The following is a 21664-nucleotide window of genomic DNA, read 5'->3' on the forward strand; positions in this document are numbered from 1 at the left end:
GTTCTAGACTTAATATAAAAAGGGGCACTTAAATGCCCCTTTTTTCTTTTAAAAATTCGTAATCTATAATTCTAGAATGGTTTACAGTTTACCAACAATTTTCTCCTTCTCCAATAGGAACACATACACTTGCTTTTGCTGCTTCATCCGCCAATTTTTGAGCTTGTTCATCAAGAATGAAATCAGCTTCTATAGGCATATCTGTATTCCATTCTTTAAGTCCTCCTAAGTCACTTTCTTCTGCTTTTAAGCTTGAGCTTCCAGTAGAGGTCAGAGCTACTACACTAGTTGTTGCTAAGAATAATGCAATGGAAGTTTTTTTGTTCATTTAATTAATCTTTCTGTGTACATAATAAATAGTTTGGGCTAATCTTTCTAATCGATGTATAAAATGATGCTTGTTGAATTGCTTATTTAATTGCCTAGTCTTCTTAAGAAATTCGAATATGATTTATAAATTAGATCAACTTCTTCTGATCTGCCATATTTAGAAAGTAATGATCTTGCCGCAGCATCTAGATCAAACAAATATTCTCTTTCTTCAATGCTTTTTACATAGCTTTCAATCCAACCAATAAATACTAATCTCTCACCATCAATAACTTTTTCTACTGAATGTAAATATGTACTTGGATAAATTATTATCTCACCTGCATCAAGTTTAAATTTTTCTTCTGAGTTTAACCCCTCTATTGATAAAGCACCGCCTTCATATTTTTTTTTACAATTTAAAAATACTGTAAAAGATAAATCTGCTCTTCCAGACGACATATAAGCATTATCAATATGACGTCCATATTTCATCCCACTTGTAGATTTTGAAAAGATTGTTCCATGAATTTTTTTTGGTAAAGCAAAGCTCTTGATTAGTTCATTACTAAGGATTTTTTTTGTAATCAATCCAGAAAACTTTATTGATAAATCTGAATCTCTTGTCAGTTGTAAATTATTTTTTCCTTTAGCGGCATGCTTTCCGGCAGTTAATTTGCCATCTTCCCATTCTAGTGAATCTTTTGCTAAATTTTTTCTGAGGATTTCTAATTCTTCAGAATTCAATAGTTTATGAGTTAAATAATTCATACTTGATATAAAAAATGATACAAATCAATGTATAGAAATTCTCTTTGTGAGGCCTTGCTATGGAGATAGATATAAAGTAACCATAGATACTATTTCGAAAAAGTGCAAAATCTAAAAAAACTACTTAACTCAGTATTAACATGTACATTTTTGCTAAACATTAATATACCTGCTAATTCAACAGAAAAAGAAGTCAAAGTTTATTCTGGTAGACATTACAACACAGATAGAAGTGTTTACAAAAAATTTGCTGAAGAAACTGGTATAAAAGTTCGACTCATCGAGGCTGCTGGTATATCTTTAATCGAAAGGTTAAAAAGAGAAGGAAAAAATTCTCAAGCTGATTTAATATTGCTAGTAGATGCCGCAAGAATCACTAATGCAGCCAAAGCTGGATTACTTCAACCAATAAATTCTTCTAATTTAGAAAATGATGTACCTGTTGGATTAAAAGATCCAAATAAGGAATGGTATGCATTAACAAGAAGAGTAAGAGTTATGGTCGCCAATCCAAAAGTTGTTGATGTTAGCAAGATCAATGATTACACTGATTTGGCTGACCCTTCTTTAAAAGGGAAAGTATGTTTAAGAAATAGAAAAAGTCCATATAATCAATCTTTAGTCGCTAATCAGATACTAAATAAAGGTGAATCAGAAACTAAAGCTTGGTTAAGTGGAATGATTTCTAATGTTTCCCAACCTTTTTTCCCAGGAGATATATCTATAGTAAGAGCAGTTTCAAAAAGAAAGTGTGGTATTGGTGTCGTTAATCATTACTATGTCGCAAGAATGCTCGCTGGAATAAATGGAAGAAGAGATGCATTATATGCTAAAAGAACTACAGTTCTTACACCTAATCCTGCACATGTAAACATTAGTGCTGGTGGAGTTGCAAAGTACGCAACAAATAAAAACGAAGCGATTAAGCTTCTCGAATTCTTAGCATCTCCTGAAGGAAGTAAAGGTTTGGCTGCTCCAACTTTTGAACATCCTTTGAAGGAAGTTAATCAGAATGAAATAGTTAAGAACTTTGGAGACTTTACCCCTGATAGAATAACTGTAGAAGATCTTGGAGAAAAAAATTCTTTAGCTATTAAACTTATGAGAGACGCAGGGTGGGATTGAAAATTAAGATAATTATATAGTCCATAATTTTTTTCTTCATTACGTGCATACTTAATAAGCAGGCGGAGAGGTGGCTGAGTGGTCGAAAGCGAACGACTCGAAATCGTTTAATAGGAAACTATTCGTGGGTTCGAATCCCACCCTCTCCGTTTAATAATCATCCTGTAAAGTTCTATGTGGGCAATAATGTAGTCAAAATCGGTTTTTAAAGAAGTTTCTTGTCCTATATAGTCCAATATTTACCAGTGTATGCCTGATTGTGTTGGTGGATGTGTTGGTGGATATGCAATTAATCACTCAAAAATAAGTCCCATATAGTCCAGTATCTGCATATGTTGCTTGAAATTGAATTTTACCCTCTCCGTTAATTTATAGTTTCTGGAAGTCCTAAAAATGAATAATAGGGCATTTATTTGCCCTCTTCGAGTCTTATGCACTTTTCTGTACATAAAGTCGATGAAGTGCTTTTGAATCCTGAATTATTACTACTCCTACTGAATTGGAAAGGGTAGTCGCGACAACCGCAAAGCACTAATACTCGGGTATTAATACTCTATTAATTTCAGTTGAATAAGAGGATAATTAAGGAGTAGAGATATAGGAGGTTTTATGAGACTTACCACTCCATTCACTGCCCTAAGAAATGCAACTTCAGATATTTGGAGAATGCATGATTTTAATTATCAACTACCAAAAGATCAAAGACAAGATTATTGGGAAAAAGAATGCAAAGACCACCCAACAAGTTCTCATTGCAAAGTTTACTAAAGCTAATATAAACTCAAGAATTTAAAAAGGCCCTTTTGAGGGTCTTTTCTTCTAAGTAAGTAGATATTCTTTTAGTATAAAAATAAAGAAAATATGACTATTAATAATTCAATATCTAAATATGATTGGCAATACATCCTAAGCGCATCTCTTTTAATTTCAGTTTTTATACTTACAGATTTAATTGGAGTTATTGATAAAGAATATTTTTACTTTGTACCAAAATTAATTAGTGATCAACCTTATAGGATTTTCACCTCAATCCTAATTCATGCAGATTTAAATCATTTATTATCAAATATTGGTGGAATAATCATTACTAGATATTTTTTGATGAGACTTGGAATAGAAAGCAGATATTTTTATGTGAAATTTATTTTAATTTGTTCTTTTTTGAATTTTTTTATTATCTGGTTTTACGAAAAGATCTTATCGTTTTTTAATATTTATCCGAATTATGCCTCTTTAGGATTTAGTGGAATAATCTATGCTTTATTTGGATTCTTACTGTTAACGTCTTTTTATGGAAAGAGTAACTTTTTAGGCAAAAAAATTGGTTTAAAATCTAATTACGAAGTGCAAAAAATGTCAAAGACAATATGCCTTATAGGTTTGATTTTTTCATTTTTGCCAGGGGTAAGTTTGTTAGGTCATTTAAGTGGATTTATTGCAGGGTGTTTTTTATTCTTGATCTAAATAAGATAATTCTTTATTGATTGAATTAAGTAGATATTTACCCAAATATCCAACTTTTTTTTATTATTTACTTCTAAACTAATCAATTTTGATATCGAAAGTAACTACTATTCCAATACTTATAAGCAGTAGTCCTATCGCAATTTGGGGTGAAGGTAATACCATATAAGACTTATTTACAACCAGCCTATCGAATCTTACCCAGTAACGATGAAAGATTGAGTAATATTAACTCTGAATAAAGCATCACCTTAAAAATGGCAAAAGTAGAAAATGATCTTGATATATATTACGCAGTTGGAAATGCAAATACTCAAAGACAAGAAAACGAAATTGCAGCAATAATGAAAAAACGTAATTCTGCAGGATGGAAGTTGATATCAACAAGTACCGCAATAGTAGATACTAAAAACCAGTTTTCAAATCTTTATCTATTTTGGGAAAAGAATTAGTAATCAATATTGTAGATACTTTATATCTTTCCCCAGTAAGTTTTACAAATTAGAAACTCTTCACACATTAATCTCTAATAAGTAAATTCTCTTTTCTTTGAATTAGGGTATTTCTTTATGTCCAGAAATGAAAAACTGGCACATGTGACAGTTAAGCAACATTCCATTTAGCCCTTCCACAAAAAAGAATTTAATGAGATAGTTTAAATACGTGTGAAGGAGTGGTTTTACTGAAACAGTGGAAACAAGGAAACACTTGATTTAGTAAAACCTTTAAAGACCCTAATAATGGGTCTTTTTTTTATGCAAATTCATTTCCTCTATTAACTTTCATGTGTTTCCTCAAGTATTCCCTATAAATTAAATTTGATAGTGGATAAAGTGAGTTACTTGCTAAATATTTCCTGTTTGGTTCTATAATTCCCCTGTAAGAAAAGATGTTATTTGCCCTCTACGTTTTTGATAATCATCATTAATGTTCATCTCATATGAATCAAAAAGATCTAAATTTTAAATCAGTAATTTTTAAAATATTTTTTACCTATTTAGGGGTTTATTTTCTTGCTCTAATATTTAAATATACCTATGATCTTGAGTCCCTTTTTAATAATATCCAATACAAATATTTGATTGCTTTAAATATAGTTTCTATATTTTTAGGCCTCCCTTTATCAATTATTTTTGATTTTATCTTAATAAAGATTTTTGGGTTAAATTATGTTTTATTCTTTTCTCCTTCTTTAACCATTTTAAGTGTTATTCAAGTTCTTATTCTGAGGAAAATTAAATTTAAATTTTCTAGAAATATATTATTTTTAAAAAAACCAGAAAAAAATAATCTTTATAAATTTTTTGACAATATTACTTTCAAATCTTTTTATATTTTAATCATTAGATCTTTCCCAATCTTACCTCATGTTTTGGGTAGCTATATTATTGCCTCGTCAAAAATTAAAAAGAAAGTTATTCTAATAAACACATTTTTTGGATCATTTTTTTACTATTTTTTCCTTTATCTAATAATTAGGTAAAGTTTAATGAAATTTATTTTTCCCAAAAGGGGTCTGTAGTTAAAGAAACCCGCAATGTACATTGTTTATTATTTTTAATTTCACTTATACAAGCCCTAATTGTTTCACCATTTACATCTATTTCACAGGCTCCACAACTTCCTGTGAGGCAGCCAGTAGGGATTTCTAATCCTGCTTTTTCAGCAGAATAAAACCAGTCATCACCATCTGAAACAAATGTTTCTTTATTGTTTGGCCATATTACTTTTATATTTTTTTTTTCTTTCAACTTAAAAATGATTTGAGATTTAAATGTTTATGGAATTCATTCGCAAGATTATCAATAATGTGTTGTCTCTTCTCTTTATAAGAGATTGATTTTTTATTTAATATTGGTATATTTTTACTCTTCCTTATTAAATTAATATATTGAACTCTCCAACTGTCATTTTCAAAGATCCCATGAATGTATGTACCTGCAATAGTTCCTCCTTTATTATTTTCTTTGTACCAACCAAGGTCTGAATCTTTAAAAATAGGATTAATCATTAATGAACTCTGGATGTCATTTAATACAGTTTGACCATTATGAATTTCAAATCCATTAATTTCTGATTGGCACGGCCATATAGATTTAGATTTGATTTGACGTGTTAATTTTTTTTTAAAGAAAGTCGTTTTTAATGGAAGTAATCCAATACCTTTAATTTTTTGTTCAGAATAATTTTTGGAACCCTCTTTTAAATAAGGATCTTCAAGTGTAGTCCCTAACATTTGTAAACCTCCACATATGCCAATAATATTTCCTTTGTTTTTTGAATAGTCCCTTATATCCTTAGATAATCCAGAATTCTCAAGAAATATTTGATCTTTAATCGTTTGTTTACTGCCCGGCAGAATAATGAAGTCATACTTACTTAGGTTTTGTGATTTTCTTATCCATTCAATAAATATTGTTTCTTCATTTTCTAGGGGATCAAAATCCGAGAAGTTACTAATAGATGGTAATTTTATAATTCCAACTTTGATTTCAGGATTTTTAGAAAGTGATTTTTTCTCTATTAAATCTAAAGAATCCTCTGGAGGAAATGAATCATTTAACCATGGAATAATGCCAATAACAGGGATTTGAGTCTTACTCTCTATCCATTTCTTCCCATCTTCAAATAATGAAAGGTCTCCTCTAAATCTATTTATAATAATTCCCTTAATAAGCTTCTTTTCTTCAGGCTTCATTAATTCAAGAGTACCAATTATTTGTGCAAATACGCCTCCCCTTTCAATATCAGTAACCAAAATGCAATTTGCATTTAAATACTTAGCAACTCTTAAATTAGTCAGATCTCTATGAATTAAATTCATCTCTACCGGACTTCCAGCCCCTTCGATAATTAAACGGCAATTCGGATTCCCTTCGTAAATAGACTTTAAACTTTTTTTAATTACTTCCCAGCCTGGGTAAAACCAATCTTTATAGTAATTTTGTGCGGTTGTGGTTCCTATGCTTTTGCCAAGGTGAATAATCTCGCTTATTGAGTTTCCTTGTGGTTTTAATAAAATGGGATTCATCTCCGCAGAGGGATTAATTCCACAAGCAAAAGCTTGAAGTGCTTGTGAATATGCCATCTCTCCACCTTCCCAATCAACCCAAGCATTGTTACTCATATTTTGTCCTTTAAAAGGTATTGGTTCTTCTCCTAAATTTTTAAGAATCCTGCAAATAGCAGTAACGGTTAACGATTTACCTGCTCCACTGGAAGTACCTAGGACCATTATTGGTTTCTTTATTTCATGTAATTTTGCTTCTAACTCCATTAGTAATTTATATTAATTTTAAAATTTATTAATTATTAAATTGAATTATAATTTGTTAAAAAATTTGTGTTAATTCTAGCCTCTGCTTCTCAATCTAGAAAGAAATTACTAGAAAATTGTCAAATCGAATTTATCCAAATATCAAGTGAATTTGATGAAACTACTATTCAAGAAAAGAATATATTTAATTTAGCTTTGGAATTATCTTTTCAAAAGGCTAATAATATATCTGGAAATATTCAAAACATATCATTGCCCGAAGAATTTAATTATGGTCCTTTGGAAATACTTGGGTGCGATTCAATTTTTGAATTTAAAGGAGAAGCTTATGGAAAACCATCTAATAAAGAGGAAGCATTTAATAGATGGAAAAAAATGTCTGGAGAGTTTGGATTTTTACATACTGGTCATACTCTAATAATTGGGAATTTTGATTCAACTTCCAAAATTTTTAAAATCACTGAAATAATAAAAAAGACAGTAAGTTCAAGAGTTTATTTTTCTAATTTGGAAGATTGGGAAATTAAGAGTTACGTAGAAACAAATGAACCTTTATATTGCGCCGGGGGATTTGCCTTAGAAGGTATAGGGGGTAAATATATAGAAAAAATAGAAGGTTGCTTCAGTAATGTAATGGGATTAAGTTTGCCATGGCTTAGAGAAAATTTATGTAGATAATAAAATCGAGCAAAAAAAAACCCTATCCAAAGATAGGGCTTTTTTAGTTGAGTTAGAAATTAATCTAAATCAGGCATTTCTAGAGCTGGTTCACTCTTTCTGTCGATTCCTTTTTCGAAACCAGCAGCGGCTGCTCTAGCACGTCCAGCATGCCAAAGATGACCAATGAATGTAAACCATCCTAGGAAGAATTGAGCTGCAGCTAACCATTGTCTTAAGTTAACGAAGTTAACAGCATTAGGCTCTGTAATGATTCCACCAACAGAGTTGATAGAAGCGTTTGGAGCATGAGTCATATATTCAGCTGCTCTTCTTACCTGCCAAGGCTGAATATCATTTTGGATTTTCTCAAGGCTCAATCCATTAGGTCCTCTTAAAGGCTCTAACCATGGCCCTCTGAAATCCCAAAATCTCATTGTTTCACCACCAAATATAATTTCACCAGTAGGAGATCTCATGAGATACTTACCTAGACCTGTTGGTCCCATTGTTGAACCTACGTTAGCTCCAATTCTTTGATCTCTCACTAGGAAAGTAAAGCTTTGAGCCTGTGAAGCTTCAGCATTTGTTGGGCCATAAAACTCTGAAGGGTAAGCAGTGTTGTTAAACCAGATGAAAGTTGAAGCAATAAAACTTGCTACACAAATTCCACCAAGAGCGTAACTTAATAGTCCTTCACCATTCCAGATAAAAGCTCTTCTTGCCCATCCAAAAGGTTTGGTAAAGATATGGAATATTCCTCCAATAATTGCAGTAATACCCACGTAAACATGTCCACCAACAATATCTTCAATGGAGTTGACACCGATTATTGAACCAGCTCCTCCCCATGGAGATCTAAATAGATAACCAAGAATAACTCTTGGGTCTAAGGTTGGGTTTACAAGTCTGACTTCACCACCACCAGGTGCCCATGTGTCATATGCACCGCCAATAAAACACCAGTTTACTGACCATGCTAGTGCACCTACACCTAGAACAATCAAATGATATCCGAGGATATTTGTCATTTGATTTTTGTCTCTCCAATCGGTTGAGAAAAATGGAAAATCTTCTTCAAGTTTTTCTGGACCTGCTAATGAATGGTAAATACCACCAAAACCAAGTACAGCGGAAGCTATCAAGTGAACCACGCCTGCCTGGAAGAAAGGCATGATATCAGTAACTTCACCACCTGGGCCTATTCCATAGCCAAACATTGCAACGTGTGGCATACAGATTAAACCTTGCTCCCACATTGGTTTATCAAAAGTAAAATGATTAACCTCAAAGAGCATCATTGCTCCCGCCCAAAAGACTATTAGTCCAGAGTGAGCAATGTGAGCTCCTAATAAACGTCCAGATAAATTGATTAATCTAGCATTACCTACGTACCAGGCATAACCAGTTTCCTCAATACTTTGGTTTGGAGCTCTTAATAAATTATTAAAGGGCGTTTCCACGTGGAAGAACCTCCTCAGGGAATACAAAGTTTTCGTGTGGTTGATCCACAGAAGACATCCATGCTCGCATACCTTCGTTCAAAAGTATATTTTTTGTATAGAAAGTTTCAAATTCTGGATCTTCTGCCGCACGGATTTCTTGGCTTACGAAATCATAAGCTCTTAAGTTAAGTGCTAAGCCGACAATACCTATTGAAGATGTCCACATACCCATAACAGGTACAAATAGCATTAAGAAATGTAAGAAACGCTTGTTTGAGAAAGCAATACCGAAGATTTGACTCCAGAATCTATTCGCTGTAATCATTGAATAAGTTTCTTCTTCTTGAGTAGGGTCAAAAGCTCTAAATGTTGAACTTTGAACCTTACCATCTGTATAAATACTTGTATCTTCATACAAAGTATTTTGTACTGTAGCTCCATGAATAGCGCATAGTAGAGCACCACCAAGAATTCCAGCAACACCCATCATGTGAAATGGATTTAAAGTAATATTGTGAAAACCTTGAATGAACAGAATGTAACGGAAGATTGCTGCAACACCGAATGAAGGTGCGAAGAACCAACTATGCTGTCCTAAAGGATAAATAAGGAAAATACTTGTAAATACTGCAATTACTGCTGAGAATGCTAAAGCGTTGTATGGTCTAATTCCAACAAGGCCAGCAATTTCAAACTGACGAAGCATAAAACCAATTAGGCCAAATACTCCATGTAATGCAACGAAGTTCCAAAGTCCACCAAGCTGTAGCCATCTTACGAAACTACCTTGGGCTTCAGGACCCCATAAAAATAGAAGACTGTGTCCCATGGCATCACCAGGGGTGCTTACAGCTGCTGTTAAAAAGTTACAACCTTCAAGGTATGAGCTTGCAACTCCATGTGTGTACCAAGAGGTAACAAATGTTGTTCCGACGAACCAACCACCTATCGCAAGATATGCACAAGGAAGTAGAAGTAATCCGGACCAACCAATAAATACAAAGCGGTCGCGCTTCAACCAATCATCGAGGACATCAAACCATCCTCTTTGTGGGGCGCTACCAACTGCGATCGTCATGAGAAATCGTTTTTTAGCTTCGGGATACGCAGAGACTGTAACAAAGATTGAGAGTAATGTGGGGAAATATTTGTATATCTGAAATGCCTTGTAAAGCTTTCCTGACTTTTTTATTAAAAATTAGGTAAGAATACTCCCTTAGTTTGTTAAATTATCTGAATTAGGCTCTAAAAAAAGATAAAAATGAATTCAGACCTCACGTCATTCGATAAAATCGAACAAAAAATTGGTGGATCAAGAAAAATTTCAAATTACATTATTGGAGGAATGTTGACTATAGGAGGTATTGGTTTTCTTTTGGCCTCTATATCTAGCTATACAGGAAGGGATTTATTACCTTTAGGAAATCCTTCAACTTTATTGTTTATCCCTCAAGGAATAATAATGGGAGCATACGGAGTAATAGCTAATTTATTGAATTTTTACTTGTGGTATTTGGTTTACATAAACTTTGGTTCAGGAAGTAATTATTTTGATAAATCCTCAAAATCTGTAGAAATAAAAAGAAAGGGATTATTTAAAGATGTTGAAGTTAAATTAAATTTTGATGAAATTAAATCTGTTAAGTTAGATATAAGTGAGGGATTTAATCCTAGAAGAAGAATTGCTCTAGTATTAAAAGGTAGAAAAAAACCTCTCCCTTTAAGCGGTGCGGGTGAACTAAAACCACTGCTTCAGGTTGAAGAAGAAGGAGCTCGTCTAGCTAAATTTTTAGATGTTAATTTGGAGGGCTTAAAATAAAAAAAAAATATTTTTTAATAACATTATTTTCTATACAGGTTTTGCTGTTGGTTCAAGCTTGTAGTTATAAAAGTAAGATTGATCCAAATTATTACTGCCAAAAACTTAAATTTAGTTGTATTCAAAGTAATAAAGTAATTAATTTTAAAACTTCAAAAGGTGATTTTGCGGTAAAATTATTTGGCAAAGATAACCCAGTAACAGTATCAAATTTTCTGGAAAACGTTGAAAATAATATTTATGTAAATCAAAAATTTTATAAAATAATAAACTATCCCCAAATAAGATTTATACATGGCGGCGTTAATCCAGAAGATAAATCTTATATAGAACGAAAACAAAACCTGAATAAGATAAGTCCAACAATACCTTTAGAAATAAAATTCAAAGAAGAAGTAAAACCGAGATATAACTATCAAGTAAAAAATCCTAGTGAAACAGTAAATTTAGTTAATACTTTTGAGAGTGGATCAATCGCTATGGTTAAAAGCGGTAAGGATAAGTCTTCATCTACTGAATTTTTTTTCGTAACGACTAAGATCCCAGAACTAGATGGAAGATATTCGATTTTTGGAAAGATTATTAAAGGATTAGACGTACTCGAAAAAATCAATAAAGAAGACTACATTAAGGCAGTCCAGATTTCTAATTAAATTTCTAGAGAATATTTATTTATTTTCAACATTTCTGTATTAACTCCTGAAGAGCGTTTAAGAGCTACCTTACCAGTCCTCGCTATTTCAAGGATGCCGTATGGCTCGAGTAATTTCTCTAGAGCAACTAACTTCCCAGGATCTCCAACTACCTCGAGAGTTAAGGCCATATCTGATACATCAACAACTTTTGCACGGAAGATTTGTACTATATCAAGGATATTACTCCTAGTATCTTCTTTCGATGAAACTTTTAGTAACATCAATTCCCTTTCAACAGCTGCGAGATTAGTAAAATCTACGACTCCCAGAACATTAAATAACTTATTAAGTTGCTTAGTCATTTGTTGAAGAGTTTCATCATCACCCTCTACTACCATTGTTAATCTTGAAATTCCTTTAGATTCTGCAGGTCCTACTGCAAGGCTATCTATGTTGAACCCCCTTCTGGCGAAGAGACCTGAGATTCTACTCAAGGCTCCAGATTCATCTTCTACAAGAACTGATAATGTATGTTTCATATTTTAAAAGGTTTTTAAATCTCTAATCCATTCATAAGAAATTCTATTGAATACTGAAGGGTCTTCATCATGGATACAATGCCCTGAATTGGATACTATTTTTAATTTTACCCATCTATGGAAATTTGCAATCTTTTTACCAACAAACAAAGGTATGAAATTATCTTTTTCGCCCCAAATTAATAAAAAAGGAACTTTTTTTGAGGCGCTAAGTTTTCTCAAAAGGTAAGAAGCTTTAAATTTTTCATCTCTAGAAGACATTCCAATACACATTGCTCTTAATGCTCTAGCTGAAGTTCTCCTTAAAACTGGTTTTGTAACCAAATCTATTAGTTCGCGATCAATATTATCTTTTTTAAAATAGGCAGAATTTAGTCCCAGTTTAATAAACCCTAATTTAGTTATTAAAAATAAAATAAACTCCAAAGGGAAAAACAAAAAAAATATTGTTATGAATCTATCTTGAAATTTCTTAAATGATGATTTTTTTGTTATGGACTTTTTATTTTCTTGAATTTGATCTGGTAAAGGCGATGCAATAACTGTTGCAATCTGATCCTCTAATGAAACAGCACATGTTAAAGCAACTAGTGATCCAAGGGAATTGCCAATAAGAATTACTTTCCCAGAATTCTTTGGTCTTATTACCTGTGTAATAAAGTCTTTCACTTGATCACACCAAATCTCATTATTTAATTTTCCAATTTGTCTAATCCCAGGTTGATCTGAATCCCCAAATCCTATTAAATCCAAAGAATAAGAGGCAAAATTCTTTTTTGCAAAATACTCTAAATTGTTTCTCCAATGTTTTCGACTTGCTCCAAATCCATGGAGAAAGATAATTGGAATCTCATTTTCTTCGCCTGTAACACTCCAACAAATTTTAAAACCATTCCAATTCCAGTAATTAGGAATGTTTATATTTTTTTTAAAATTATTATTCATATATTCAAAAAATTTTCAAGATATTTGAATTATCCACATTTTTAACAAATAATTGTATTTTGAATGTAAATTATAGTAATCATTCAATTTTACTATGGCTAAAGAAATTTTTAGTATTGCAGCAGTTTTTTGGATACTGATACCAATAGGATTAGTTGGTGGTGCTTTGTTATTAAAGTTTCAGGGAGACTGATTCTCACGGATACATCACAATTTGAGTTATGGTCTTAAAGTTAAGTAAATCTTAAGTATGAAGATTCTTTTAGTAGGAGCAACAGGGACACTTGGTAGACAAATAGCAAAGCAAGCTATAGAAGAGGGACATGAAGTAAGATGCTTTGTAAGAAATCCAAGAAAAGCTTCCTTTCTACAAGAATGGGGTTGTGAGCTAACAAAAGGTAATTTATTAAATTCTTCTGATATCGAATATGCATTGCAAGATATTGAAGTAGTTATTGATGCGGCGACTAGTAGGCCAGATGATCCTAAAAGTATTTATGAAATTGATTGGGATGGAAAACTTAACTTATTCAATGCTTGCGAATCTTTAAACGTAAAAAGGGTAATATTCCTTTCTATCCTCCTAACAGAAAAGTTTAGAAATGTTCCTTTAATGGACATTAAATTTTGCACTGAAAAACTTCTTGAAAAATCTGATTTAGACTATACAATCTTCAAATGTGCAGCTTTTATGCAAGGAGTTATTGGTCAATTCGCAATCCCAATCTTGGATAGTCAAGCAGTGTGGATGAGTGGGACTCCAACTAAAATTGCTTATATGAATACACAAGATATGGCGAAAGTTGTTGTAGCAGCAGTAAATAATCCAAAAACTCACAGAACATCATTGCCATTAGTAGGTCCCAAAGCATGGGATTCAAATGAAGTTATATCTTTATGTGAAAAATTTAGTGAAAAAAAGGCGAAAATTTTTAGAGTTTCCCCCTTCCTTATTAGTGTTACTCAAAAAGTAGTTTCCTTTTTCCAAGATTCTCTAAATGTTGCTGAGCGATTGGCTTTTGCTGAAGTAACTAGTAGTGGTGAATCATTAGATGCTGACATGAGCAAAACTTACGAAATATTGGAAGTTAAAAAAGAAGATATGACCTCACTAGAGAGCTATATAAAGGAGTATTATCAACAAATACTTAAAAGATTAAGGGAAATGGAAGCAGATCTTAATATTGAAGAAAAAAAGAGATTACCTTTTTAATATTGCAATTTTAGAATCAGATAGTATATTTGTACTATATTAAATATTATTGACCTATGTCTGTTTCTAAGTCTAAAAACCTTGAACGAAAATTAGATAATTTTGCAAAAGAAGCAAAAAATGAATTGAATAATGTTTGCGGATCTTCATTATGGGAAAGCCTTGGGTTTGTTTTTTTTGATCAATTAGAAGATTCTGAAAAAATTGCGAAAGCAAATTTTTACTATGGACAACTTCAAATAATTAATGAAATTAAATTTTCAATTTGAATTGAATTGCATATTTTTACGTGTGTAATTTTTTTTAAATCAATTTTGGCCAATCTTTTTCTGATAATATGTACTTAGTAAAAGATTAATTAATGATTGAAACTTCAGGTGTAATAGAAAAAGAGCAGGGGAATGGATTTTATTTGGTTACCTTAGAACAACCTGAAGGACATCAATGTTTATGTAGAGCTGCAGGTAAATTGACTAAATTTAGAATTAAATTATTAGCTGGAGACAAAGTGTTAGTTGAGATAAGTCCTTATGATCTTTCTAGAGGGAGGATAACTTATAGAGAGAGGAATGCAGGCAATGCTAAACCTACCACTAATAAAAATAATCCCAAGAGAAATAATAAATAAAAAGTTACTTTAGATAATATTTTTTATCGCTTCTTTAAACTCACTTCTTTGTTTAACACCTTGCCATTGTTTTTTTAATAATTTTTCTTTAAAAAGTTGAACTGTTGGTGTGCCATTAATACCAGCTTGTTTTGCAATATCTTGATCTTTATCAATATCTATTTCAACGCCAAGAACTGCACCATCAAGTTCTTTAATTACCCTTTTTAACTGAGGTTTTAAAACATGACATGGGCCGCAACTTGGAGAACTAAAAATTACTAAGATAGGTTTTTTACTCTCGTGATAAAGTTTCCTTAATGCATAACTGCCCTTTTGCCATTCAGAATTTGAATCGAAAGTATCTTCATTAACTTCTTCTTCATTAAAATCTGATGAATTAAGTTTTTTATCTGGTTCTGGTGTTTCTCTGACTATAGTTTTTGCTAAGTTTTTCTCGGCTAGCCATCTTTCAGTAGCTAATGCTGCCATGCATCCAGTTCCTGCAGCGGTAACTCCTTGTCTCCACTCAGAATCAACAACGTCACCTGCAGCGAAGATGCCTTCAATAGATGTTTCTGGCCTTCCTGATTTGCAAGCAATATAGCCTTTATTATCTAAATCAATTTTGTTGTCCAAGAATTTTGTATTAGGTGTGTGCCCTATCGCGTAAAAAAGACCTTTTATATTGATTTCCCCTTTACCTTCTTGAGAGTGAATAGTTTCTATTCTCTCAAGCCATTCAGAGCCATCCACTTTATCAACTTTTGTATTCCAATGAATTTCTATCTTTGGATTAGCTTTTACTCTGTCAACCATTGCTGCGCTAGCCCTTAATTTTTCTGATCGAACAATCAAATGCACTTTACTTCCATACTTTGTGAGATATGCTGCTTCTTCACATGCAGAGTCGCCCCCTCCAATAACAGCTAATTCTTCATCTCTAAATTGTGGGGTGGCTCCATCACATATTGCACAAGCACTTATTCCTTTACTCCAGAATTTATCTTCATTAATTACGCCTAATCTATTTGCACTTGCTCCAGTTGCAATAATAATTGAGTTAGATTTTATTGTTCCTTCTAAAGTTTTTAATTCAAAGGGATGTGAATCGGTATTAATTGAGACCACATCACTTTCGTATAAATTAGTGCCCCATCTTTCTGCTTGAGCCTTCATTAGATCCATCAATTCAGGACCAAGTACTCCATCTGGGAAACCTGGATAATTTTCAACAAATGTTGTAGTCATTAATTGCCCACCAGGAATTCCACCAGAATTAAATCCTGTTACAAGTAATGGTTGAAGATTTGCTCGTGCAGCATATATTGCAGCTGTGTAACCTGCAGGTCCCGAACCTATAATTACAACATTTTCTACGTTTGAAATCTTCTCTTTATTTTCCATTTATTTGCTAATTTCAATATTAATAATAATAAACTAACCCGAATAATGTAGGGCGGATTTCACTCGATAGAATTATTGCTTAATCGTTGACTTTTTGATCTAATAATTTTTTTAATTCCTTTGGAAAGTTTAAAACAGAATCTTTTAAATTTTCGTTCTTTTCTCCAATATGTAATATCCACTCTCTAAATTCTTCTGCAATTGCGTAACTATCTTCATATCTTTCTAGAGTATCCATTGCAGAAATTCTATTGGTTGCCCAACAGGTCGCTATGTCGATCCTTTTTCTAACGAAATTGTCCATTCAAAGCATTAAGTTGTATATAGATAAACACACTAGAGAACTTATGTATTGTCTAATAAGTTACAACTTTGTACTTCCAAACAATAATTTAATCTTTAATTTATATTTGAGCCAATTTTTGGGTTAAATATAAAGAAAATATAAAGAAATAAAGTTAGACTGCCTCGCTGTGATTTGCAAGTAGCCTTTCAACTTCCTCAAAACCCTCTTTAGCTGAATTTATTGCAAGTTCCTCGCTAACTTTTTCTTCTGATATTAATTTTGCGGATATTTTTTTTAAAAGTGTTTCTTTCTTTTCTCTTAGTGAACTAACAATTTCTTCTTCAATGATAGATTTTATTGCTTTAGAAATTATTTTTTTATCATTTGCTTCCTCGAATGTGCCCTGAACTAATTCTTGAATAAATAATCGATGTACCTCACTACTCCGTAGAAAGCTTTCTGTGGCATTAATAATTCCTTCAACAAGAGCTTCATCAGGTTCAGAACCATTTTCTGCCAGCTTAAATTCCCAATCTAGATGTCTTCTTTGCCAACCCGCAGAGTGCAGACTTGGCATGACTGTCTGTGAATAAGTATCAACTGACATTTCATAAATTCTCTCTGCTAATTTTTCGCACCAGTCTTTACCATGCTTTTCTAGGTTTTTCTGCATTGCTTGTCTTGGAACAGCATGTCCACCATGATGACTGTGACATACTCCATCAGGACATTCGATTGCTTTTATACTCATTTGATTATTTAGTACCTCTATATTCTAGATAGCTATTTTTTATAGAAAAGAAAATATATTTTTAACAAAAATCCAAGACTTTTGACTTTCTTCAATTTATATTTAGTATGTTAAAAAAATAAATAAATTGACAAAGATACTTATTCCTTCCGAAACAAGCTCTGGTGAAAGGAGAGTTTCAGCTACGCCAGAAGCTGTAAAGAAATTAAAAAGCCTGGGATGTGATGTTTATATTGAAAGTTCAGCAGGAAAATTATCAGGATTTAGTGACTTATCATATGAAGAATCGGGCGGAAAAATAATAAACAACGTAGATCAAAAAATTTGGGGTGAAGCTGACTTAATATTTTGTGTTCAAACTCCATCAGAGGATAATCTAACTAAGTTAAAGAAAGGCGCTGTTCTTATTGGTCTTCTTAACCCATATGGTAATAAGGAGCTTCTTAGGATTATAAATAGTAATAAGATTTCAGCTTTATCACTAGAGTTGCTCCCGAGGATCAGTAGAGCTCAATCTTCTGATGTTCTCTCTTCACAGGCCAATATTGCTGGATATAAAGCAGTTCTTTTGGCTGCAAGTGAGTTAGATAGATATTTCCCAATGCTTATGACTGCGGCAGGGACAGTCCAACCTGCCAAAGTAGTGGTTCTTGGTGGAGGCGTTGCAGGATTACAGGCAGTTGCGACAGCAAAAAGACTTGGAGCAATAGTATTTGTATCTGATATTAGACCTGCTGTTAAAGAACAAGTAGAGTCCCTCGGAGCAAGATTTATAGAACTTCCTGAAGTTGAGGAAAAGCCCGGAGAGGCAGGAGGTTATGCAAAAGCAGTAACACCCGAATTCCTATCAAAACAGAAGGCAACTTTAACTAAATATTTATCTGAAGCTGATGTTGCTATATGTACTGCGCAAGTTCTAGGTAAAAAGGCCCCTGTTTTAATAGACTCTCCTATGATTGAAAAAATGAGGTCTGGTGCAGTAGTTATTGATTTAGCAGTTTCTCAGGGAGGGAACTGCGAAGGATCAAAATCAAATGAAACTATTATCAAAGATGGGGTAAAACTTATAGGAGCGGGCGAATTACCCTCTTCAGTTCCTTATGATGCAAGTTCACTTTATGCTAAGAACTTAACATCTTTGATTACACCATTTATAAAAGATGGTGTAATTAAATTAGATAAAGAGGATGAACTCATTTCTGGATGTTTATTAAGCGATGAAGGAGTTGTTCTTCAAAATAAAGTTTTTGAAAATTGAGGTTTTAAAATTATGTCTTTTATAAGTCTTCTTTGGGTTCTTTTACTTGGTAGTTTGTTAGGCCTCGAGTTAATTGGAAAAGTTCCTCCTACTCTTCACACACCTCTAATGAGTGGAGCAAATGCAATTTCAGGAATAACAATGCTTGCAGCCTTGACTTTAATTGTAAAAGCAGAAGGTAACGTACCACTTTTAATCATTGGTTCAGTTTCTCTTGGATTCGCTCTTTTCAACGTTGTAGGCGGTTTCTTTGTAACTGATCGAATGCTCGCGATGTTTAGTCGTAAACCATCAAATAAGAAGTAATTTTTAACATGAATCTACCTGTAATCATTAAATTCGTTATTGACCTTCTAGCAGTACTTTTACTGGCGTTGGGAATAAAAGGGTTGTCAAAAGTAAAGTCAGCAAGGGATGCCAATAGATTAGCTGCATTTGCAATGTCGCTATCAGTAGTAGGATTACTTTCTTATTATTTAGGCACTTCTGGTATTGCTATTCAGTCTTGGATTTGGATAATAATTGGATCAATCATAGGTAGTTTATTCGGAGCAATTCTTGCAAAAAAAGTACCTATGACCTCCATGCCTGAAACAGTGGCATTGTTCAATGGTTGTGGAGGAATGTCATCACTTTTAGTGGCCTTAGGAGTAGCTATTTTCCCTATGTCTGGTGGCCAAGAAAATTTTGATTTCTTTAAGTCACTGATTAACGAAGTTTCAATATCTGTTTCTATATTTGTTGGTGCCATAACTTTCACAGGTTCAATTGTGGCGATGGCAAAGTTACAGGGTTGGTTGTCAACTCCAGGATGGACTCAGAGCAAAGTTAGACATTTTGTAAATATTGTTTTTGCAGTTGCTTCCTTGATAGCCTTTTTTGATTTGATAAACGGCAATACAAGTTCTATTTGGCTTTTGGTTATAGTTTCTTCTTTATTAGGTATTGGAGTTACTTTACCAATTGGTGGAGCTGATATGCCAGTCGTTATATCTTTATTAAATAGCTATTCAGGGATTGCAGCAGCAGCAGCAGGTTTCGTTGTAGATAGTCAGCTTTTGATAGTAGCAGGCGCAATGGTTGGAGCAGCAGGTCTAATACTTACTCAAGTAATGTGCAAGGGTATGAATAGATCATTGGTCTCAGTTCTTTTTGGAGGATCTTTATCTGCGCAAAGTACGACCTCTTCTGGTTCAGGAGAATATACAAATATAACTTCTTGCAGTGTTGAAGAATGTGCATTGACTTTAGAGGCAGCCAACAAGGTAATTATTGTTCCTGGTTATGGCCTAGCGGTAGCTCAAGCTCAACATACTTTAAGGGAAGTGACAAAAAAATTAGAACAAAACGGTATTGAAGTTGTTTACGCAATTCATCCTGTAGCAGGGAGGATGCCTGGACATATGAATGTACTTTTAGCAGAAGCAGATGTTCCTTACGAACAACTTAAAGAGATGGACGTTGTAAATCCTGATTTTCCAGCAACGGATGTTGTTTTAGTTTTAGGAGCAAATGATGTGGTTAATCCTCAAGCTAAAAATGATAGCTCTTCTCCTTTATATGGCATGCCAGTTCTTGATGTGCAGGAAGCAAGAACGGTATTTGTAATTAAACGTGGTATGAGTGCAGGTTACTCCGGAATAAAAAATGATTTATTTGATTTACCAAATACCTCAATGGTCTTTGGTGATGCAAAAAAGGTACTGAATGATTTGATTGGAGAATTAAAGGATCTTGGGGTTGGGGAGAAATAATAGCATATCTTTTAGTTTTTCAGATTACCTAAAAAATAAGCCATTTCAAGAAGTTTTACCTTGGATAGGTGGCGACTTACAAACTTTGAGAGATACTTTTGTTATTGATTTTGGTAAATCAAAAAAAAATAAAAAAATATTCTTTCCGATTAATAAAATTCTTTCTAAAAAATTTGAATGTGATTATCTTTTAGGGTTTTTAGAATTACCTGATAACTTAGACTCACTTAGGGGTTTTGTAATCGTTACTCATGGATTAGGAGGCTCAACTAAACGGTTTGGTTTAAGAAGAATCTCTAGGAAATTAGCAAATAATGGTTTTGGTGTTCTTAAATTAAATCTAAGAGGATCTGGATCAGCGAGATATTTAGCTAAAGGAAATTATTGTGCTAGATGCTCCAGTGATGTTATTTCAGCAATTAATTATTTTAAAAAATTGATTAATTTAGAGTTTAAAGATCTTATGAAAAGGAATAATAATCTTCCAATTTACGGAGTTGGATTATCTTTAGGCGGAACAATTCTTTTAAATGCCTGCCTAGATTACGATGAAAACAAAGGAGAAAAACTTTTAGATGGTCTTGCCTGCGTGAGTACCCCTTTGGATTTATCTTCATGCAGTCTCTGTATTGAAAAACCTAGAAATTCTATCTACCAAAAATGGTTACTTCACCGCTTAAAAAATCAGTTATGGGAGGGATTTAATGATGAAGGAAAACTACTTGATAACGAGAAATTAAGAATAAAAATTAGAAATTTAAAAAGTATAAGAGAATTTGATCAGAAATTTACAGCTCCTAGTTGGGGATTTAATTCTTTAGAAGATTACTATATTAAAGCTTCTCCAATATTTAGAATCCAAAACTCAATAAAAAAATTACCTCCAATGCTTTTTATTCATGCGAAGGATGATCCCTGGGTTCCATATAAGGATACTTTGAATTTAAGAAAAGAATCTATTGATAAATTCACTATTTTTATAACTGAAAAAGGAGGTCATAATGGTTTTCATTCGATTAATGGCTGCTGGTCAGATGAAGTCGTAAAGAACTGGTTTATTAGTATATAGGACTATTTAAAAATGGTGTTTTTTTGAAAATCCATTTTTCTATTGGCTTACCGTTAATAACATGTGAGGTAAAAATTTCAGAAATTTTTTCTGGAGAAACTTTCTCATACCAAATACCATCAGGCCAAATAAGAAGAATTGGACCGTTCTTGCATACCCTTAAACAGTCAGCTTTTGATCTTAATATATGAACGTTTTTTGTAGAGGGATCATTCTCAAATTTTTTTAAAGTCTTTTTCAGACATTCCCACGTTTTTTGACCTTCGTTGCCTTTAAAGCATTTCTGTTTTGTGGGTGTTGCACATAGTAAAAGATGTTTTTTTATATTCACTT

27 protein-coding genes and 1 tRNA gene are annotated in these 21664 nt (G+C 32.8%); 16 read left to right on the top strand and 12 right to left on the bottom strand.

Annotated elements, in window-relative coordinates; translation table 11 throughout:
* Window positions 1-88: 88 nt before the first annotated feature.
* Both BS621_RS07365 and BS621_RS07370 read right to left on the bottom strand, forming a co-directional pair.
* Window positions 89-328 (bottom strand): hypothetical protein, encoded by a 240-nt coding sequence (locus tag BS621_RS07365; protein WP_075506936.1) that lies wholly within the window; start codon window positions 326-328, stop codon window positions 89-91.
* 86 nt (window positions 329-414) lie between these two features.
* Window positions 415-1080 carry a Fe2+-dependent dioxygenase gene (locus BS621_RS07370; RefSeq protein ID WP_077142361.1) on the bottom strand — a complete coding sequence of 222 codons (666 nt, stop codon included), beginning with the start codon at window positions 1078-1080 and terminating at the stop codon, window positions 415-417.
* 102 nt (window positions 1081-1182) lie between these two features.
* Here BS621_RS07370 and BS621_RS07375 point away from each other — a divergent pair, with 102 nt between their 5' ends.
* The 5 genes from BS621_RS07375 (at window position 1183) to BS621_RS07390 (ending at window position 4121) form a co-directional block, all read left to right on the top strand.
* The gene (locus BS621_RS07375; RefSeq protein WP_077142362.1) at window positions 1183-2205 is read left to right on the top strand and encodes an extracellular solute-binding protein; all 1023 of its coding nucleotides are present in this window, start codon (window positions 1183-1185) and stop codon (window positions 2203-2205) included.
* A 64-nt stretch (window positions 2206-2269) separates the two neighbouring features.
* A tRNA-Ser gene (locus tag BS621_RS07380) sits at window positions 2270-2354 on the top strand.
* A 460-nt stretch (window positions 2355-2814) separates the two neighbouring features.
* A complete protein-coding gene (locus tag BS621_RS09540) occupies window positions 2815-2973 on the top strand; it encodes a hypothetical protein (RefSeq protein ID WP_198025634.1) in 159 nt (52 codons plus the stop codon).
* Window positions 2974-3066: 93 nt separating this feature from the next.
* Window positions 3067-3669 carry a rhomboid family intramembrane serine protease gene (locus tag BS621_RS07385; protein WP_077142363.1) on the top strand — a complete coding sequence of 201 codons (603 nt, stop codon included), beginning with the start codon at window positions 3067-3069 and terminating at the stop codon, window positions 3667-3669.
* Window positions 3670-3926: 257 nt separating this feature from the next.
* Window positions 3927-4121: a hypothetical protein gene (locus BS621_RS07390; RefSeq protein ID WP_025881852.1), complete on the top strand. Its 195-nt coding sequence runs from the start codon at window positions 3927-3929 to the stop codon at window positions 4119-4121.
* A gap of 1044 nt (window positions 4122-5165) precedes the next feature.
* Here the strand turns inward: BS621_RS07390 and BS621_RS07400 are convergent.
* Entirely contained in the window at window positions 5166-5420 is a 255-nt protein-coding gene (locus BS621_RS07400; RefSeq protein WP_025891049.1) for a 2Fe-2S iron-sulfur cluster binding domain-containing protein, read from the bottom strand.
* Window positions 5417-6946 carry a cobyric acid synthase gene (locus BS621_RS07405; RefSeq protein ID WP_077142364.1) on the bottom strand — a complete coding sequence of 510 codons (1530 nt, stop codon included), beginning with the start codon at window positions 6944-6946 and terminating at the stop codon, window positions 5417-5419. Before BS621_RS07405 ends, BS621_RS07400 begins: the two co-directional genes overlap by 4 nt.
* 66 nt (window positions 6947-7012) lie before the next feature.
* On the opposite strand from BS621_RS07405, the gene BS621_RS07410 reads away from it, so the two are divergent.
* Complete coding sequence (locus BS621_RS07410; protein ID WP_077142365.1) at window positions 7013-7624, top strand: nucleoside triphosphate pyrophosphatase; 612 nt, start codon at window positions 7013-7015, stop codon at window positions 7622-7624.
* A 59-nt stretch (window positions 7625-7683) separates the two neighbouring features.
* Here BS621_RS07410 and psbC read toward each other — a convergent pair whose 3' ends face one another.
* Both psbC and psbD read right to left on the bottom strand, forming a co-directional pair.
* Window positions 7684-9066: a photosystem II reaction center protein CP43 gene (psbC, locus tag BS621_RS07415; RefSeq protein WP_011818757.1), complete on the bottom strand. Its 1383-nt coding sequence runs from the start codon at window positions 9064-9066 to the stop codon at window positions 7684-7686.
* Window positions 9050-10126 carry a photosystem II D2 protein (photosystem q(a) protein) gene (psbD, locus tag BS621_RS07420; RefSeq protein ID WP_002807316.1) on the bottom strand — a complete coding sequence of 359 codons (1077 nt, stop codon included), beginning with the start codon at window positions 10124-10126 and terminating at the stop codon, window positions 9050-9052. The genes psbC and psbD overlap by 17 nt, the downstream gene beginning before the upstream one ends.
* Before the next feature lie 183 nt (window positions 10127-10309).
* Here psbD and BS621_RS07425 point away from each other — a divergent pair, with 183 nt between their 5' ends.
* Window positions 10310-10867: a photosystem I assembly protein Ycf4 gene (locus BS621_RS07425; RefSeq protein ID WP_011818756.1), complete on the top strand. Its 558-nt coding sequence runs from the start codon at window positions 10310-10312 to the stop codon at window positions 10865-10867.
* A gap of 47 nt (window positions 10868-10914) precedes the next feature.
* Window positions 10915-11520 carry a peptidylprolyl isomerase gene (locus BS621_RS07430; RefSeq protein WP_077142366.1) on the top strand — a complete coding sequence of 202 codons (606 nt, stop codon included), beginning with the start codon at window positions 10915-10917 and terminating at the stop codon, window positions 11518-11520.
* On the opposite strand, the gene ilvN is transcribed toward BS621_RS07430, so the two are convergent.
* Both ilvN and BS621_RS07440 read right to left on the bottom strand, forming a co-directional pair.
* On the bottom strand, window positions 11517-12041 hold the full coding sequence (gene ilvN / locus BS621_RS07435) for an acetolactate synthase small subunit (RefSeq protein ID WP_011818754.1): 525 nt from the start codon (window positions 12039-12041) through the stop codon (window positions 11517-11519). The two genes, BS621_RS07430 and ilvN, sit on opposite strands and share 4 nt — an antisense overlap.
* A 3-nt stretch (window positions 12042-12044) precedes the next feature.
* Window positions 12045-12986, bottom strand: a complete 942-nt coding sequence (locus BS621_RS07440; RefSeq protein ID WP_077142367.1) for an alpha/beta fold hydrolase — start codon at window positions 12984-12986, stop codon at window positions 12045-12047.
* 94 nt (window positions 12987-13080) lie between these two features.
* Here BS621_RS07440 and petM point away from each other — a divergent pair, with 94 nt between their 5' ends.
* From petM to infA, 4 genes are all read left to right on the top strand, one after another.
* Window positions 13081-13179 carry a cytochrome b6-f complex subunit PetM gene (petM, locus tag BS621_RS07445; protein ID WP_011132786.1) on the top strand — a complete coding sequence of 33 codons (99 nt, stop codon included), beginning with the start codon at window positions 13081-13083 and terminating at the stop codon, window positions 13177-13179.
* A 57-nt stretch (window positions 13180-13236) separates the two neighbouring features.
* On the top strand, window positions 13237-14199 hold the full coding sequence (locus BS621_RS07450; protein WP_025925426.1) for an NAD(P)H-binding protein: 963 nt from the start codon (window positions 13237-13239) through the stop codon (window positions 14197-14199).
* Window positions 14200-14255: 56 nt separating this feature from the next.
* Complete coding sequence (locus BS621_RS07455; RefSeq protein WP_002807551.1) at window positions 14256-14468, top strand: hypothetical protein; 213 nt, start codon at window positions 14256-14258, stop codon at window positions 14466-14468.
* Between the two features lie 92 nt (window positions 14469-14560).
* Window positions 14561-14827 carry a translation initiation factor IF-1 gene (gene infA, locus BS621_RS07460; protein WP_011863278.1) on the top strand — a complete coding sequence of 89 codons (267 nt, stop codon included), beginning with the start codon at window positions 14561-14563 and terminating at the stop codon, window positions 14825-14827.
* A 9-nt stretch (window positions 14828-14836) separates the two neighbouring features.
* On the opposite strand, the gene trxB is transcribed toward infA, so the two are convergent.
* The 3 genes from trxB to BS621_RS07475 all read right to left on the bottom strand — a co-directional run bounded on the left by trxB (window position 14837) and on the right by BS621_RS07475 (window position 17250).
* A complete protein-coding gene (trxB, locus tag BS621_RS07465) occupies window positions 14837-16213 on the bottom strand; it encodes a thioredoxin-disulfide reductase (protein ID WP_077142368.1) in 1377 nt (458 codons plus the stop codon).
* Window positions 16214-16292: 79 nt separating this feature from the next.
* Complete coding sequence (locus BS621_RS07470) at window positions 16293-16517, bottom strand: hypothetical protein (RefSeq protein WP_077142369.1); 225 nt, start codon at window positions 16515-16517, stop codon at window positions 16293-16295.
* Window positions 16518-16671: 154 nt separating this feature from the next.
* On the bottom strand, window positions 16672-17250 hold the full coding sequence (locus BS621_RS07475; RefSeq protein WP_075438930.1) for an EF-1 guanine nucleotide exchange domain-containing protein: 579 nt from the start codon (window positions 17248-17250) through the stop codon (window positions 16672-16674).
* A 127-nt stretch (window positions 17251-17377) separates the two neighbouring features.
* On the opposite strand from BS621_RS07475, the gene BS621_RS07480 reads away from it, so the two are divergent.
* From BS621_RS07480 to BS621_RS07495, 4 genes are read left to right on the top strand one after another with little or no spacing between them, the layout of a single operon-like run.
* Window positions 17378-18508 carry a Re/Si-specific NAD(P)(+) transhydrogenase subunit alpha gene (locus BS621_RS07480; RefSeq protein ID WP_077142370.1) on the top strand — a complete coding sequence of 377 codons (1131 nt, stop codon included), beginning with the start codon at window positions 17378-17380 and terminating at the stop codon, window positions 18506-18508.
* Between the two features lie 12 nt (window positions 18509-18520).
* Complete coding sequence (locus BS621_RS07485) at window positions 18521-18814, top strand: NAD(P) transhydrogenase subunit alpha (protein WP_011863273.1); 294 nt, start codon at window positions 18521-18523, stop codon at window positions 18812-18814.
* A gap of 8 nt (window positions 18815-18822) precedes the next feature.
* Window positions 18823-20262, top strand: coding sequence for an NAD(P)(+) transhydrogenase (Re/Si-specific) subunit beta (locus tag BS621_RS07490; RefSeq protein WP_077142371.1), 1440 nt, complete (start codon window positions 18823-18825; stop codon window positions 20260-20262).
* On the top strand, window positions 20243-21331 hold the full coding sequence (locus BS621_RS07495) for a YheT family hydrolase (protein ID WP_077142372.1): 1089 nt from the start codon (window positions 20243-20245) through the stop codon (window positions 21329-21331). The genes BS621_RS07490 and BS621_RS07495 overlap by 20 nt, the downstream gene beginning before the upstream one ends.
* Here the strand turns inward: BS621_RS07495 and BS621_RS07500 are convergent.
* A complete protein-coding gene (locus BS621_RS07500) occupies window positions 21321-21662 on the bottom strand; it encodes a (2Fe-2S) ferredoxin domain-containing protein (protein WP_077142373.1) in 342 nt (113 codons plus the stop codon). The two genes, BS621_RS07495 and BS621_RS07500, sit on opposite strands and share 11 nt — an antisense overlap.
* Between the last annotated feature and the right edge of the window lie 2 nt (window positions 21663-21664).

Origin of the sequence: Prochlorococcus sp. RS04 (assembly GCF_001989455.1) — a bacterium.
Lineage (GTDB): Bacteria > Cyanobacteriota > Cyanobacteriia > PCC-6307 > Cyanobiaceae > Prochlorococcus_A.